The sequence below is a fragment of the Nonomuraea sp. bgisy101 genome, assembly GCF_057708945.1.
Window position 1 is genome coordinate 171,715 of record NZ_JBYITD010000011.1, and the last position, 14,987, is coordinate 186,701.

Below are 14,987 nucleotides of genomic sequence, written 5' to 3' on the forward strand. Positions count from 1 at the left end.
AGACGCCCGCACGTGGACTACGGCCACGTCGCCAGCGCGCAGTGTCGCTGATCACAGAGCCGATCACTCGCCGTTCCCTTCCGCGTGGCCGAAGGCGCCCGCGCGATCCACCGACGAACTCTCATCCGGCGTGCCCGCCCGCTGGCGTGACGCCGTGCTCTCGTGAGGACACTCCCTTGACCAAGATCAGACATGCCCTGCCGTACGCCCTGCTGGCCCTGCTGGCCGGCTGCGCGTCGGCCCAAGGCGCGGCCACCAAGGACGGCGCCGAGACCACCGAGCTGCGCTACCAGGGAAGCGCGGGCGCCGTCACCTTCCCCGAGCTCGCGGAGGAGCTCGGCTACCTCGGCGACATCAAGCTCAAGTGGGTCGGCAACACCACCAGCGGCCCCCAGGACATCCAGTCGGTCGCCACGGGCCAGACCGACATCGGCGGCGCCTTCAACGGCGCGATCATCAAGCTCAAGGCGGCCAAGGCGCCGATCAAGGCCGTCGTCGGCTACTACGGCTCCGACGAGCAGAGCTTCAGCGGCTACTACGTGGCCGACGACAGCCCGATCAGGACCGCCCGCGATCTGATCGGCAAGAAGATCGGAGTCAACACCCTCGGCGCGCACCACGAGGCGGTCATCAAGGAGTACCTCAAGCGCGAGGGGCTGACCCCCGAGGAGATCAAGCAGGTCGAGCTCGTCGTCATCCCGCCCGTCAACACCGAGCAGGCCATCCGCCAGGGCCAGCTCGACGTGGGGACGCTCGGCGGGATCCTCAAGGACAAGGCGCTGCAGCGCGGAGGGCTGCGCCCGCTGTTCACCGACGTCGGCCTGTTCGGGCCGTTCACCGCGGGCTCCGTCGTCCTGCGTGACGACTTCGTCGCCGGCAACCCCCGCACGACCAGGACCTTCGTCGAGGCGTTCGCCAAGGCCGTGCACTGGACGCAGACCCATCCCCGGCAGGAGGTCGTCGCCACCTTCAAGAAGATCATCGCCAAGCGCGGGCGCAGCGAGGACGCCACGGCCGTGACGTTCTGGAAGAGCTCGGGGATCGCGGGCAAGGGCGGCGTGATCGCCGACAAGGAGTTCCAGACCTGGATCGACTGGCTGGAGCGCGAGGGCGAGCTGCGGCCCGGCCAGGTCAAGGTGTCCGACCTCTACACCAACGCCTACAACCCCTACGCCAACGGGAGCGCCTCATGAAGATCGCCATCCAGAACGTGGGCAAGGTGTTCGACGTCAGGGACTCCGACCGGCCGTTCACCGCGCTGGAGGGCATCGACCTCGACATCCGCGCCGGCGAGTTCCTCACGCTGGTGGGGCCGAGCGGCTGCGGCAAGTCCACGCTGCTCGACCTGATCGCCGGCCTGACCCGGCCGACCTCGGGACGGATCCTCATCGACGGCGTGCCCATCACGGGCCCGGGGCTCGACAGGGGGATCGTCTTCCAGCAGTACGCGCTCTTCCCCTGGCGGACCACCACCGGCAACGTCGAGTTCGGCCTGGAGGCCAAGGCCGTGCCGAAGAAGGAACGCGCCGAGCGGGCCAGGCACTACCTGGACCTGGTCGGGCTCGCCGGGTTCGAGGACCGCTACCCGCACGAGCTGTCGGGCGGCATGCGCCAGCGCGTGGCCATCGCCCGCAGCCTGGCCTTCGACCCCGACGTGCTGCTGATGGACGAGCCGTTCGCCGCCCTGGACGCGCAGACCCGCGAGTCGCTCCAGGAGGAGTTGCTGCACATCTGGGAGAAGACCGGCAAGACGATCGTGTTCATCACGCACGGGATCGACGAGGCCGTCTACCTCGGCCAGCGGGTCGCGGTCATGACCTCACGCCCCGGGCGCATCAAGGAGACGCTCGCCATCGAGTTCGGCTCCCGCGAAGGCGACCTGCGAGCCGAGGCGCGCTTCGGCGAGTACCGCCACCACATCTGGACCCTGCTGCGCGACGAGGTCGCCGCCGCCCGCCGCGAGGAGGCGAGCTCCGTTGGCTGAGCTGGAGACGAAGGCGCCGCCGTCCCGCCCGGAGACGAGGGCGGCCTCTGCCGCGCCGGACACGAAGGCGCCGGCGACCCGTCCGGGGACGAGGGTCGCGCCGGCCGCCTCGGACGCGAAGGCACCACCGGCCGCCCCAGGCGTGGAGGCGGGGACCGCCGAGCCGCAGGATCCGTTCCCCGGCGACACGCACTGGTACGACCTGCCCGACGACGACGTCGAGGGTGAGGAACCCCCGCCGCCCCCGCGCGCTCGCCGTCCGCTCCTGCCCAGGCCGCTGACCACGGCGGTCGAACGGTCGGCCGCGATCGTCCTGCTGCTCGCCCTCTGGGAGGCGCTGCCCCGAGCGGGCGTCGTCGACAGGGTGTTCGTCCCGCCGCTGTCGGAGAACCTGGCCGCCGGATACGACCTGCTGGTCACGGGGCAGCTCGGCGAGCACCTCGGCGCCTCGCTGCTGCGCTCGTTCGCCGGATTCGCCCTGGCCATCGCGCTGGCCATCCCGCTGGGCCTGGCGATCGGCTGGTACCGGCCCGTGGCCGCCTTCCTCAGCCCCGTGCTGGAGCTGTTCCGCAACACCTCGGCCGTCGCGCTGCTGCCGGTGTTCACGCTGATCCTCGGCATCGGCGAGACCACCAAGATCACATTCGTCCTCTACGCCTGCTCGTGGCCCATCCTGCTCAACACGATCAGCGGCGTGAAGACCGTCGAACCCCTGCTGATCAAGTCGGCGCGGTCGATGGGCCTCGGCCCGTTCCGGCTGTTCCAGAAGGTGATCCTGCCCGCCGCCGTCCCGACCATCTTCACCGGCGTACGGCTGGCCGGCGCGTACTCGATCCTCGTCCTGCTCTTCGCCGAGATGGTCGGGGCCAAGGCCGGCCTCGGCTACCTCATCCAGGCCTCGCAGTCCAGCTTCCGCATCCACGACATGTACGCCGGCATCATCACGATCTCCGCCATCGGCCTGCTGTTCAACCAGCTCCTGGTCAGCGTGGAGCGCCGCTTCTCGACCTGGAGGACCACATGACCAGACACCTGCACCTCAACGCCTTCCTCATGGGTGTCGGCCACCACGAGGCGGCATGGCGCCACCCGAGCGCGGAGCCGGCCAGGCTCACCGACGTCCGCCACTACCAGAACCTCGCCAGGATCGCCGAACGCGGCAAGCTCGACTCGGTGTTCCTCGCCGACGGCCTCGCCCTGTGGGGCAACGTCAGGCACAACGCGCTCGGCGGGCTCGAACCGCTGACGCTGCTGTCGGCGCTCGCCGTCGTCACCGAGCACGTCGGCCTGATCGCCACCGTGTCCACGACGTACAACGAGCCCTTCCACGTGGCGCGCAAGTTCGCCTCGCTCGACCACATCAGCCGCGGCAGGGCGGGCTGGAACATCGTCACCTCCGCCGGCGAGGCCGAGGCGCACAACTTCGGCATCGAACGACCGCCGCACGCCGAGCGCTACGCCAGGGCCACCGAGTTCCTCGACGTCGTCGGCAAGCTCTGGGACAGCTGGGAGGACGACGCCGTCCTCTCCGACCGCGCCGGCGGCACCTACGCCGACCTCGGAAAGATCCACCCGATCGAGCACGAGGGAGCGCACTTCAGCGTCCGCGGCCCGCTCAACACCTCCCGCACCCCGCAGGGCAGGCCGCTGCTGGTCCAGGCCGGCTCGTCCGAGGACGGCAAGGACTTCGCCGCCCGCCACGCCGAGGCCGTCTTCACCGCCCAGCAGACGCTGGGGGAGGCGCGCGAGTTCTCCATCGACCTCAGGAACCGCCTGCGCGCCTACGGCAGGCGCCAGGAGGAACTGCTCGTCCTGCCCGGCATCTCCCCGATCATCGGCTCCACCGAGGAGGAGGCACACCGCCTGGAGAAGGAGCTCGAAGACCTGATCATCCCCGCCTACGGGCTCAGCCAGCTGGCCACCCTCATCGGCATCGACCTGAAGGAGGACGCCCTCGACAAGCCCCTCCCCGACGTCGGCGTCGAGACCGAGGGAGCCCAGAGCAGGCGCAAGCTCGTCGTCGAGCTGGCCAGGCGCGAGCGGCTCACCGTACGGCAGCTGCTGTCCCGCCTGGCCGGCGGGCGCGGCCACAGGGTGGTGGCGGGCACGCCCGAGCAGATCGCCGACGAACTGCAGGAATGGTTCGACTACGGCGCGGCGGACGGCTTCAACATCATGCCGCCGATCCTGCCCCGAGGGCTCGAGGACTTCGTCGACCATGTCGTGCCCGAACTCCAGGCCAGAGGGTTGTTCAGGACCGAGTACGAAGGCGGCACGCTGAGGGAGAACTACGGGCTGACCCGGCCCTCGTCACGATACGCGGCCGAACCCGACCGGGAGCTCGACGTGGTGGTGGCCTCATGACCGACACCATGCCCGACCGCGCGGTGAACGCCGACCGGTTCAGGCAGGCGCTGGCCGTCCACGCCGCGGGCGTCGTGGTGATCACCGCGCAGAACGGGGGAGTGCCCGTCGGGCTGACGGCCACGTCGTTCACGTCGGTGAGCCTCGAGCCGCCCCTGGTGTCCTTCTACGTGGACAGGGCCTCGACGACCTGGCCGTGGCTGGCCACGGCCGACCACTTCGCGGTCAACGTGCTGACCAGCGAGCAGTCGGAACTGGCCACGCGGTTCGCCCGCAAGGGCATCGACAGGTTCGCCGAGCCGACCAGTTGGCGGGCGGGGGAGCTGGGGGCGCCGCTGCTCTCGGACGTCTCTGCGCACCTGATCTGCCTGCCGTACGAGAGGGTGGACGTGGGCGACCACATCCTGGTCGTGGGCCTGGTGGCCGAGGTGGACGTCCACCATCCCGGCCGCCCGCTCCTGTACCACCAGGGCGCCTTCGGCCGGTTCACCGCCCACCCCTGACTCCCGCTCACCCGTTGACTTCCGCCTACCCGTTGACTTCCGCCCACACCTCTTGACTCCCCGCAGACCCCTGACTTCCCGCCCATCCCTTGACTCCCGGCCAACCCCGGGCTTCGTACATCACGCGGCTTCGGGCCCGCCGCTCTCCTGGAGCGGTGGGCCCCTGCTGGGTCCGTCACCCGCGGCGGATGGTCGCCATGGCCGCGACCGCGTCCGTCGCGACGTGATCCGCCTCGCACCCGCGGCCGGACGGCCCGCCGACCCACACCGTCCGCAGGCCCGCGGCCCGCCCTCCACCCACGTCGGCCACCAGGTTGTCGCCGACCATCCACCCGCCCCCGGCCAGGCTCACCCCGCACCTGCGCGCCGCGATCTCGAACAGCCCCGCCTCCGGCTTGCGGATGCCCTCCGCCCCCGAAACCGCGTAACCGTCCAGCGCGTCCATCAGCCCGGTCCGCTCCAGCTTGCCCACCTGGTTGTCGGCCGCCCCGTTGGTGACGACACCCACCCGCCACCCGTCGGCCCGCAGCTCCGCCAGCCCCTCCAGCACCCCGGGAAAGCACCGCACCAGGGACGGCATCCGCTCCCGGTAGCCCCTAGGCGGCCGGAACCACTCGCTCAGTGGCCGCCATCCCCGACGCCGCGGGTCCGGTCGGTCACACTCTCCTGCCGCGCGTCGTCATCCAGGTGACGATCGAGGAGATGAACCCCATGAGCATCACCGCCACCCGCCGAGCCTCCGCCCTGATCCGCACCGGCGTCTACTGGCTCGCCACGCTCCCCGTCATCGTCGAGTCCGCGGTCGGGGCCGGGTGGGACCTCCTGCGAACCCCCTACGTCCTCGACACCTTCGTCCACCTCGGCTACCCCGCCTACCTGCTCAGCATCCTGGGCGTCCGGAAGGCGCTCGGGGTGCTCGCGCTGCTCGTCCCCGGCCTTCCCAGGCTGAAGGAGTGGGCGTACGCCGGGCTCCTCTTCGTCTGCACCGGGGCGGCCGCCTCCCACCTGGCGCTCGGCGACGAACTCATGGCGGTAGCCGCGCCGGTCGCCTTCGCCGCGTTCACGCTGATCTCGTGGGGGCTGCGGGCGTACGCGCGGTTCGACCTGGCCTCGATCCTGGCGCTCGTGATTCCCGTACGCCGTCTCGCCCACAAGCGAGCCCATCCCGCGACTCCCCCCGCGAGGGGGCGCCGCCGCCCGTGATCCCCCGCCGGACGCGGGCGGGCTCCCCATGGCCATGCCGACCGGCGGCACCCAGTAGCCCAGCCCGCCGGCGGCCCCGCTCTCGCGGTCGCGCGCCGCGTCCTCGCGCTGATGCTGGAAGTCGAGCTCCAGGAACCCCCAGTACGAGCTGTCGTCCTTGAGACCGTCCTCCCTGTGCCAGCTCAACGACCCCGACCCGTCGACGATGCCGGGAAGCAGCGTCTCGACCTCCCCGGGGAGCATGCCGTGAGCGATGGCCAGCTGGACGTTCAGCTCCCGCAGCAGGTCGCGGGCCCGGTCGTGCGCGCTGCCTCCGGTGGGCAGCACCAGCGCGGCCAGATCGTCGTCGAGCTCCCAGTCGCCGAGCTCGACGATGCTCTCGAAACCCGTCTGGTACTGCTGCAGCACCCCGGCCAGCCAGCTGATCGTCTCCCCGGTCCGCCCGCTCGCATAAGCCAGGGCTCCGCAGGTCGCGTGCACCTTGCGCATACCCTCGAGCGCGATCTCGGACGTCGGTCCCTTCCACGCGCCCGCCAGCTCGCGGGCCCGTCCCTCGACGCTCCACTGGAGCTCGGAGAACCACATCGCCAGATCCGAGCAGAGCGTCCCCTGGGCGGCCAGCTTCCGCGGATCGACGGAGTCGAGGAACTGCTTGACGTACGACGCGTCGTACTGGGACACGTCCTCGTCCTTCCACGGCTCCCTGGTGAGGACGGTTTCGTGCCGGACCCCCATGCCGTTGACCGACCTGTCCAAGAGCACGAGATTGCCTTCGAGGAGCTCCAAGGCCCTGTCGTAGTTCACGCCGGTGGCGAACAGCAGGCCGCCGAGATCGCCGTAGCTGTGGTGAACGGCCGTCGCGCCCTGCTTGAGCGCCTCGTCGATCCTGACGAGAGCGGACCGGACCGCCTGCATCGAGCTCCACCAGGACCATTCCGCGAAATCGTCCAGCAGGAGCCAGCGGAAACGAGCGGGAAGCCCGCCGAACTCGTCGACGCCGAACTCCAGATCCGGCCCCGGTTCGGCACCCACGTCCGCCTGCATCGCGGCGCCGATCGTCTTCAACCGGGTGCGGTCGACGTCGACATCCACCTTCGGAGCCGGCCACTCACGAGCCGGCTCGGGGCCGTCCGCCCACGCGTACCACGGCTTCGACGGTCCTGGCGGGTCTGGCGGCATGGGGGTGCCTCCACTGCGATGGGGGTCGATCGCCTCTACATACATGTTATGCATTGGCGTGACAAACGTGTCAAGATCGCGAAAATTGGGTGTACAAACCGCTTCGCGTTCACCACCACCCCGGCCCCGGCCGGCTCATCCCGGATGCGGAAGGTCACCGCCCACCGGCCGACATCGCCAACGGTCGGCCCTTGGCGCCAAGCGGATCGAGCCTGTTCCGGCCCTGCACGCGATCAGCGCGCTTCTCACGGACCCCAAATGAGGCGAACGCGGGCTTGGCCTCTCTAGCCTTCCTTGGTCACGGTGCCGGTCTTGGCGTCGACCTTGACCCCCTGCCAGGCGCCGTCAGGGGAGACGATGTCGCCGTCCCAGACGAGCGTGTCGTCGCTGTACCTGTCCAGGCTCAGATGGGCGATCTTGCCTTCCGGCATCGCGGAGGACACCTTCTCCACCGCGTCCTGGAAGGTGACCTTGGCATCCTTGATGATGCCCATGACCCTTTCCTTTTCCCCTTCGCCGGTGACCTTGACGCGGGGTTCCGAGACGACCTTTCCTGAGGAGTCCACTTCCAGCACGCGCTCTGTCCCGTCGGGTCCGGCCAACTGGACCTCCCAGAGCTGGCCGTCGTTCTCCGCCTGGACCGAGAGGATCGTGGAGCCCTCGACGGCGGCCATGGCCGCGGCGCCGACCTTCCCGAGGTCCGCCATGCCGCCGGGTTCCTGGCTGGGGTCGGCCGGCATCCCGGACGGTGACATGAGTCCGGCGGGCGCCGCCTTGACGGCGCTGGACTGGGTGTCGACGCTCCCGCAGGCCGCGGCCGCGAGCAGGGCCGAGCAGGCGAAGACGGCGCTGATGATGGCCTTTGTCCGTTTTCCACCATTCATACTGAGGACGCTGCCCGAAACTCCATAAAGGCACGCCCGGAAGTCGGACAATTTGGTCCAGACCTCTGTCGGGCCTCACCTGCGGCTCCGGCCGGCGCGGCCGGGCGGGTCGTGGACGGGATCGAACGCGGAGCTGCGGCATTTCGGTTTCTCGTACGGCTGACGCTGACCGGGCGGAGATCACCGGGTTGGCGCAGGCCGTTCCTGGAGATTCCGGTCAGCGTCGTGTCAGCCGGTCCGGTGGAGCGGATCAGTCAGCCCGATCCCAGGACATGAAGACCGGCTCGGTCGGGATGTCTGCGTTGAGCAGGCGCTCCGTCAGGTCGGGCAGGTGGAAGGGGAGGATCTGCTCGGTCGTGGCACGCAACTCGTCCAGACTCCACCAGCGGAAGGCGTCGAGCTGGGAACGCTCGTAGTCCTCCATACCGGAGGTGTTGATCTCCAGGTCGGGGACGCGGTGGAAGAAGAAGTGGTGCTCGGAGCGCATGAGGACACCGTCGTCGCGGACCCACAACCCGGCATTGAGCGCCACGGCCGGGCCGAGCGCGTCGGGGCCGACCCGGTAGCCGATCTCTTCGCGCAGTTCACGGGCGGCCGCGGCGGCGGGCGCCTCGCCGGGGTGGAGGCCGCCGCCGGGGGTGAACCAGGCGTGGCCGCCGTTCCTGGCGGCGCGCGGGGCCCGATAGAGCAGGACACGGTCCTTGGCGTCGGCGAGGATGACACGGGCGGCGACCCGGACGACGGCGCGGGACGGTGCCAGGCGATGACGATCGGCTCGTCCGGAAGCTCACCCCTGAGCAGTGGTTCGAGCAGGGCCGGCAGGTTCATCGGGACGAGCCTGCCGGTGCTCGCCTTGAGGTCGTCCAGGCTCCACCAGCGGTACGCGTTGAGCAGCGAGCGTTCGAGCTCCTCCATCTCCTCGACGTTGACGGTCAGCTCGGGGACGCGCAGGAAGAAGTAGCTGTCAGTGGCGTAGTAGATGGTGTCGTCATCGGCGACCCAATGGCCTTCACTGGTCGCCACCACCTGGCCGAGAGACTCAGGGCTGACCTCGAGGCCGGTCTCTTCGCGCAACTCGCGGGCCGCGGCCACCGCGAGGTCCTCGCCTGCCTGGACTCCGCCGCCGGGGGTGAACCAGGCGATATCGGGATTCCTGGTCGGACCCTGCCCGTGGAACAGCAGGATCCGATGGTGGTCGTCGACGAGCAGGACGCGGGCGGTGGGACGAGCGATCACATCAGGCACGGTGGGGACGATACGCGTCACGGCCGACAGGATCTGTGAGAGATCGACATTCCTACTCCTCCTCCGCGAACACGACCTCGCGGCGCTTGCGGATCGTCGGGAGGACGGCGACGACGAGCGCCGCCACCGCCAGCGCCAAGAGCGCCGCGGAGATCGGGCGGGTCAGGAAGACCGACGGGTCGCCGCGGGAGATGATGAGCGCCCGCCGCAGGTTCTCCTCAAGCAGGGGCCCGAGGACGAAGCCCAGCAGAAGCGGCGCCGGCTCGCAGCCGCACTTGATCAGGATGTAGCCCAGGAGCCCGAAGAACACGATCGCGTAGACGTCGTACGCGTTGAACCCCAGGGAATACGTGCCGATCGCGGCGAACAGGATGATCATCGGGAACAGCACCTGGTACGGGATGCGCAGCATGCGCACCCAGACGCCGATCAGCGGCAGGTTCAGCAGCACGAGCAGCACGTTGCCGATCCACATCGACGCGATCAGGCCCCAGAACAGCGCCGGTTCGTCGGTGATCACGTTCGGGCCTGGGGTGATGCCGTGGACGATGAACGCGCCGACCATCAGCGCCATCACCGGGTGGGCGGGCAGACCCAGGGTGAGCAGCGGGATGAACGACGTCTGCGCGGCGGCGTTGTTGGCCGACTCGGGGCCCGCGACGCCCTCGATCGCGCCGCGCCCGAACTCCTGCTGCCGCTTCGAGATCCGCTTCTCGACGGCGTACGAGGTGAACGAGGCCAGCACGTGGCCACCGCCGGGCAGGACGCCGAGCGCGGCGCCGAGACCGGTACCCCGCACGATCGGGCCGACCATCCGGCGCCGGTCCTCGCGGGTCGGCCAAAGGTTCTTCACCTTGCTGACGATCGCCGTGCGGGTCTGCTCGTTCTCCAGGTTGCGCAGGATCTCGGCCACCCCGAACATGCCGACGGCGACCGACACGAAGTCGATGCCGCCGTACAGCTCGCGCTGGTCGAACACGAACCGGGGCGTGCCGGTGTAGATGTCCTGGCCGACCGTGCCGAGCAGGACACCGAGCGCGATCATCGCCAGCGCCTTGAGCGCCGAGCCGCGCGCCAGCGTGATCGACACGATCAGGCCGAGCAGTACCAGCGAGAAATATTCGGCCGGGCCGAACTTCAACGCGACGCGGGCCAGCGGCGGGGCCGCGACGGCCAGTACGACGGTGGCCACCGTACCCGCGATGAAGGATCCGATCGCGGCGGCCGCCAGCGCCGCGCCGGCCCGGCCGTGCCGGGCCATCTCGTGCCCGTCGAGCGCGGTGACCGCCGCCGACGACTCACCGGGCAGGTTGATCAGGATGGCGGTCGTCGAGCCGCCGTACTGCGCGCCGTAATAGATGCCCGCCAGCATGATCAGCGCCGTCACCGGCTCGAAGCTGAACGTGATCGGCAGCAGCATCGCCACCGTCGCCGTTGGACCGATGCCGGGCAGCACGCCGACCGCCGTCCCGAGCAGCACTCCCACGAAGCAGTAGAGGACGTTCTGAACCAGGAGGGCGGTCGAGAAGCCCAGCGCGAGGTTGTCGAGAAGTTCCATGCCTCAATCCGGATGCCGCGTCAGAACCCCAGCCACGGGCCCCATAGCGGGATCCGCAGCTGAAGTCCGACGACGAAGATCAGAGTGCTGGCCACGGTCAGCCCGGCGGCCACGGCCACGGCCGTGAGCGGCCGTACGCGCGAGCCGGCCAGCGTGGTGAGCAGGGCGGTCACCGCCGACGTCGGTACGAATCCGAGGCCCCGGACGGTGAATCCGAAGAACAGGACCGCGAGCACGATGAAGACGACCGCACGCCAGGGGATCGGCCCGAACGAGACCACCTCGCCCGCGATGAGTCCCTTGATGACGATCGCCAGGCCCAGGGCGGCCACGATCGCGCCGACCAGCAGCGGGAAGGCGCCGGGGCCCATCCGCAGCGGGGTGCCCAGCTCGTAGCCGAGCGACCCCACCACGAACGCGCCACCGATCAGGACGAAGATCCCCCCGGCGAGGACGTCAGGGAAGGACCGGCGGCGCTCCACCTCAGGAGGCCTTGACGCCGGCGTCGGCGATGACCTTCGCCCAGGTGCCCAGCTGCTCCTGGAGCTTGGCCCGGTGCGCCTGCGGGGTCGCGTTCTCGGCCGGGACCGGCGCGGTGCCGAGCTTGGCCATCTGGTCGACGACCTTCTGGTCGGCCAGCGCCACCTTCAGCGCCTCGGACAGCTTCTGGACGACCTCCTGCGGCGTACCGGCCGGGACGTAGAGACCGTGCCACACGCTGACCTGGAGCTTGGGCAGCCCGGCCTCGGCCGTGGTGGGCAGGTCGGGCAGGCTCTTCACCCGCTCCGGCGTGGTGACCGCATACGCCTTCACCTCGCCCGCGGAGATCTGGCCGCTGGTGTTGGTCGTCTGGTCGCACATGAAGTCGACCTGCCCGCCGACGAGGTCCGTCAGCGCGGGGCCGGTGCCTTCGTACGGGACCTCCTGGAGCTTGACACCGGCGGCGGTCTGGAACAGCAGGCCGCACAGGTGGGACGCGGCGCCGATGCCGGCGTTGGCCAGCGTGACCTTGCCGGCGTTCGCCTTCACGTAGGTGACGAGGTCCTGGAGCGTCGCGGGCGCGAAGTCCTTGCGGGCGACGATCGTCATCGGCACCTCGGTGACGAGCCCGACCATCTCGAAGCTCTCGAGCGGCTTGTAGCCCAGGTTCTTGTACAGGGCGGGCGCCGTCGACATGCCGATGTGGTGCATGAGCACGGTGTAGCCGTCGGGCTGGGCCCGCGCGACCTCGCCGGCGCCGACCGTTCCGCCCGCGCCCTCGACGTTCTGGACGACGATCTTGGTGCCGAGCTTGGCGGCCATCGGCTCGGCGATCATGCGAGTGACGGTGTCCGTCGGGCCGCCCGCGCTGAACGGTACGACGAACGTGATGTTCTGGTCCGGATAGCCTCCGGCCTCGCCTCCGCCGGTGGCGCCCGCGCCGGTGGTGCCTCCGTTGCCGGAGCAGGCGGCGACGAGCGATACGACGCCGATCGCGGCGATCATCCGTGTGGCGGCCCGGTACCTGCTGATCGTTCTCATATGGCGGCCTCCTCGTCAGCGCATGCGCATGTGTCGGTGAGTGCTCGGCCTCAGTCTCGGCTGGCAGGGACGCGGATGGTGTCAGGGGAATCCCAAGGAATGCGCTGGATGTCAGGAGAATCCCAAGAACTGCAGGGCTGACGCGGGCGTCGATCCGGGCCGTACAATCCGCCGGTATGCGGATCACCATCATCGAGGATGACGACCGCGTGGCGCGGGGTCTGGTGACCGTCCTGGCCCAGGCGGGCTTCGAGGTCCACCGCGTCGCCACCGCCGCGGAGGCCGTGCGTGCCGCCCCGTCCGATGTGGTCCTCGTCGACCTGGGTCTGCCCGACGGCGACGGACTCGACGTGATCCGCAAGCTGCGTGACCGCCCGGAGACCGCCGTCATCGCCGTGACAGCACGCTCGGAGGAGCACGAGCGGGTCCGTGGCCTGCGCGCCGGCGCCGACGACTACATCGTGAAGCCGTTCGGCGTCCCGGAGTTGCTCGCCCGGATCGACGCCGTCCTGCGGCGTACCCGGGTGGCTCGTGCCCTGAGTCACCCGGACGAGCCGCTCCTCCTCGGCCCGATGCGGATCGGCGTCGGCACCCGTGAAGTCGCCGTCGACGGCACGCCCGTGACGCTGACCCGCAAGGAGTTCGAGCTGCTCCTGCTGCTGGCCCGGCGGGCGCCGAACGTGGTGAGCCGCGACGTCATCCTCGACCAGATCTGGGGCGCGACCTGGGAGTCCTCGAGTCGCACCCTGGACACCCACATCGCGGCACTGCGGCACAAGCTCGGGCCGGCCGTGCTCATCCGCACGATCCACGGGGTCGGCTATCGGCTCCTGGCCGACCGGCCGGAGCTGATCGGCTGACGCGCCGTGCGCCATCGCCTGCTCGTCGTCCTGGTGCCCCTCGCGGTGCTGCTCGTCGCGGCCCTCGGTCTCCCGCTCGGCGTCACCGTGGCCGAGCGGGAGATGCAGGAGACCTACGTCGACCGGCTCAACGACGTCGGCCGGTTCGCGTCGCTGGCCGAGACCGCGCTGTCGACCGGGCGGACCGAGGCGCTCCACCAGGAGCTGGCGCGCTACCGCGAGCTGTACGGCATCCCGGTCGCGGTGATCGACACGTCGGGCGCGGTGCTGCTCGGACCGGCAGGTGCGTACCAGGAGGCGGCGCGGGCCGAGCCGGCGTTGCCCCGGATCGTGACCGCGGCGCTGGCCGGGGCGAGGTCAGAACCGTCCGGGGAATGGGCGCCGTGGGATGACTCCGCACTCGTGGTCGCGGAACCGGTGGGCAGGGACAGCGAGGTCGTCGGCGCCGTCGTGACGATCTCCGACCTGTCGAAGACGCGCCATCGCATCCTCGTGCGATGGGCCCGGCTCGCCGGGCTCGGGCTGCTGCCGTTGATCGCGCTGGTGGCCGTCGCCTGGCCGGTGTCGGCGTGGGTGCTGCGGCCGGTGCGGGAGCTGGACGCGGCGAGCGCGCGGATCTCCCAGGGCGACCTCACCACCCGGGCGGACGCCGAGGCCGGCCCTGTCGAGCTGCGGCGACTGGCGGAGTCGTTCAACACCATGATGGACGCGGTCGAGAACGCCGTACAGCGGCAGCGGGCGTTCGTGTCCGACGCGTCGCATCAGTTGCGCAATCCGCTGACCAGCCTCCGGCTCGCGGTGGAGAGCCTGGGCCCGCATCTGCGCGCGACCGGCGACGGGCGGCAGGTGTACGACGTCGCCGTCGACGAGCTGAAGGCGATGCAGCGGATGCTGAACTCGCTGCAGGCCAGTGCGCGGATGGAGAACATCAGGACGACGTCGCCGGTGGATCTCGACGCGGTGCTGGCGACCCGGGTGGACCGGTGGCGGGCGTTGACGGCGACGGCCGGGCAGACACTGGCGGTCGACGTACCGCCGGGGCTGCGGCTGCTGGAGCCGTCGGGGGGACTGGGCAGCATCCTGGACGAGCTGATCAGCAACGCGTTACGGCTGTCGGACGCCCAGGTGGTGGAGGTGACCGCCCGTGTCGTCCCCGGTGGTGCGAGTGCCGGACCCGGCGACGCCTCCGCGGTCTCCGGCTGTGGACCCGGCGAGGCCTCCAGGGTCTCCGGTTGTGGACTTGGCGACGCTTCTGCGGCCTCCGGCTGTGGACCCGGCGACGCTTCTGCGGCCTCCGGCTGTGGACCCGGCGAGGCCTCCGTGGCCGGAGGGGTGGTCACGATCGCTGTCCGTGACGACGGTCAGGGGATCGACGCGTCCGAGCGGGCCCAGGCGCTCCAGCGGTTCTGGCGGTCGCCGCGGCACCAGAACGTGCCCGGAACCGGCCTGGGACTGGCGATCTGCGCCGACCTGGTCGGGGCGGCCGGGGGCGAGCTGCGGCTGGAGGACGGCCTGCCGCGTCCCGACGGGTCCGGACACGGACTCGCCGCCGTGGTCGCGTTACCGGTCGTTCCGCGTGAGGCGTCGCCGTCCGTCTGAGGCCCCGGGCTCTGTCGCCTGCCTGCCGCTGTCTCGGGTCGGCGCTTGGATCAGCACCCGGATCGGCACCCGGGCCAGCGCTTGGGT

At 70.4% G+C, this 14,987-nt stretch carries 14 protein-coding genes and 1 pseudogene; 8 read left to right on the forward strand and 7 right to left on the reverse strand.

Features of this window, described 5'->3' with window-relative positions; translation table 11 throughout:
• The first annotated feature begins 176 nt into the window (after positions 1-176).
• The 5 genes from AC3EO4_RS22345 to AC3EO4_RS22365 are packed head-to-tail and all read left to right on the forward strand — an operon-like array spanning position 177 to position 4,851.
• Positions 177-1,193, forward strand: coding sequence for an ABC transporter substrate-binding protein (locus AC3EO4_RS22345; RefSeq protein ID WP_379581402.1), 1,017 nt, complete (start codon positions 177-179; stop codon positions 1,191-1,193).
• Positions 1,190-1,984, forward strand: coding sequence for an ABC transporter ATP-binding protein (locus AC3EO4_RS22350; RefSeq protein ID WP_431897514.1), 795 nt, complete (start codon positions 1,190-1,192; stop codon positions 1,982-1,984). The genes AC3EO4_RS22345 and AC3EO4_RS22350 overlap by 4 nt, the downstream gene beginning before the upstream one ends.
• A complete protein-coding gene (locus AC3EO4_RS22355; protein ID WP_379581406.1) occupies positions 1,977-3,008 on the forward strand; it encodes an ABC transporter permease in 1,032 nt (343 codons plus the stop codon). Before AC3EO4_RS22350 ends, AC3EO4_RS22355 begins: the two co-directional genes overlap by 8 nt.
• Complete coding sequence (locus AC3EO4_RS22360; protein ID WP_431897517.1) at positions 3,005-4,348, forward strand: LLM class flavin-dependent oxidoreductase; 1,344 nt, start codon at positions 3,005-3,007, stop codon at positions 4,346-4,348. Before AC3EO4_RS22355 ends, AC3EO4_RS22360 begins: the two co-directional genes overlap by 4 nt.
• The gene (locus AC3EO4_RS22365; RefSeq protein WP_379581410.1) at positions 4,345-4,851 is read left to right on the forward strand and encodes a flavin reductase family protein; all 507 of its coding nucleotides are present in this window, start codon (positions 4,345-4,347) and stop codon (positions 4,849-4,851) included. The genes AC3EO4_RS22360 and AC3EO4_RS22365 overlap by 4 nt, the downstream gene beginning before the upstream one ends.
• Before the next feature lie 175 nt (positions 4,852-5,026).
• Here AC3EO4_RS22365 and AC3EO4_RS22370 read toward each other — a convergent pair whose 3' ends face one another.
• On the reverse strand, positions 5,027-5,431 hold the full coding sequence (locus AC3EO4_RS22370) for an HAD family hydrolase (protein ID WP_431897519.1): 405 nt from the start codon (positions 5,429-5,431) through the stop codon (positions 5,027-5,029).
• A gap of 131 nt (positions 5,432-5,562) precedes the next feature.
• On the opposite strand from AC3EO4_RS22370, the gene AC3EO4_RS22375 reads away from it, so the two are divergent.
• A complete protein-coding gene (locus tag AC3EO4_RS22375; RefSeq protein WP_431897677.1) occupies positions 5,563-6,054 on the forward strand; it encodes a DoxX family protein in 492 nt (163 codons plus the stop codon).
• A gap of 1,463 nt (positions 6,055-7,517) precedes the next feature.
• Here the strand turns inward: AC3EO4_RS22375 and AC3EO4_RS22380 are convergent.
• The 6 genes and pseudogenes from AC3EO4_RS22380 to AC3EO4_RS22405 form a co-directional block, all read right to left on the reverse strand.
• Positions 7,518-8,117, reverse strand: a complete 600-nt coding sequence (locus AC3EO4_RS22380; RefSeq protein ID WP_431897520.1) for a PepSY domain-containing protein — start codon at positions 8,115-8,117, stop codon at positions 7,518-7,520.
• A gap of 250 nt (positions 8,118-8,367) precedes the next feature.
• Positions 8,368-8,877, reverse strand: a complete 510-nt coding sequence (locus tag AC3EO4_RS22385; RefSeq protein WP_431897679.1) for an NUDIX domain-containing protein — start codon at positions 8,875-8,877, stop codon at positions 8,368-8,370.
• 149 nt (positions 8,878-9,026) lie between these two features.
• Positions 9,027-9,383 (reverse strand): annotated as a pseudogene (locus AC3EO4_RS22390) (NUDIX domain-containing protein); the annotation flags it as partial.
• Positions 9,384-9,414: 31 nt separating this feature from the next.
• A complete protein-coding gene (locus AC3EO4_RS22395) occupies positions 9,415-10,920 on the reverse strand; it encodes a tripartite tricarboxylate transporter permease (protein WP_431897522.1) in 1,506 nt (501 codons plus the stop codon).
• Positions 10,921-10,940: 20 nt separating this feature from the next.
• Positions 10,941-11,402, reverse strand: coding sequence for a tripartite tricarboxylate transporter TctB family protein (locus tag AC3EO4_RS22400; protein ID WP_431897524.1), 462 nt, complete (start codon positions 11,400-11,402; stop codon positions 10,941-10,943).
• A 1-nt stretch (position 11,403) separates the two neighbouring features.
• A complete protein-coding gene (locus AC3EO4_RS22405; RefSeq protein ID WP_379581422.1) occupies positions 11,404-12,441 on the reverse strand; it encodes a tripartite tricarboxylate transporter substrate-binding protein in 1,038 nt (345 codons plus the stop codon).
• 176 nt (positions 12,442-12,617) lie between these two features.
• Between AC3EO4_RS22405 and AC3EO4_RS22410 the strand changes: the two genes are divergently transcribed.
• The gene (locus AC3EO4_RS22410) at positions 12,618-13,301 is read left to right on the forward strand and encodes a response regulator transcription factor (RefSeq protein ID WP_379581424.1); all 684 of its coding nucleotides are present in this window, start codon (positions 12,618-12,620) and stop codon (positions 13,299-13,301) included.
• 6 nt (positions 13,302-13,307) lie between these two features.
• Complete coding sequence (locus tag AC3EO4_RS22415) at positions 13,308-14,900, forward strand: sensor histidine kinase (RefSeq protein WP_431897526.1); 1,593 nt, start codon at positions 13,308-13,310, stop codon at positions 14,898-14,900.
• The last annotated feature ends 87 nt before the right edge of the window (positions 14,901-14,987 follow it).

Bases quoted from the DNA above. Each gene is read 5' to 3' on its own strand.
- AC3EO4_RS22375 (WP_431897677.1), top strand. From the start codon at position 5,563: ATGAGCATCACCGCCACCCGCCGAGCCTCCGCCCTGATCCGCACCGGC.
- AC3EO4_RS22380 (WP_431897520.1), bottom strand. From the start codon at position 8,117: ATGAATGGTGGAAAACGGACAAAGGCCATCATCAGCGCCGTCTTCGCC.
- AC3EO4_RS22405 (WP_379581422.1), bottom strand. From the start codon at position 12,441: ATGAGAACGATCAGCAGGTACCGGGCCGCCACACGGATGATCGCCGCG.
- AC3EO4_RS22350 (WP_431897514.1), top strand. From the start codon at position 1,190: ATGAAGATCGCCATCCAGAACGTGGGCAAGGTGTTCGACGTCAGGGAC.
- AC3EO4_RS22365 (WP_379581410.1), top strand. From the start codon at position 4,345: ATGACCGACACCATGCCCGACCGCGCGGTGAACGCCGACCGGTTCAGG.
- AC3EO4_RS22395 (WP_431897522.1), bottom strand. From the start codon at position 10,920: ATGGAACTTCTCGACAACCTCGCGCTGGGCTTCTCGACCGCCCTCCTG.
- AC3EO4_RS22410 (WP_379581424.1), top strand. From the start codon at position 12,618: ATGCGGATCACCATCATCGAGGATGACGACCGCGTGGCGCGGGGTCTG.
- AC3EO4_RS22360 (WP_431897517.1), top strand. From the start codon at position 3,005: ATGACCAGACACCTGCACCTCAACGCCTTCCTCATGGGTGTCGGCCAC.
- AC3EO4_RS22370 (WP_431897519.1), bottom strand. From the start codon at position 5,431: ATGCCGTCCCTGGTGCGGTGCTTTCCCGGGGTGCTGGAGGGGCTGGCG.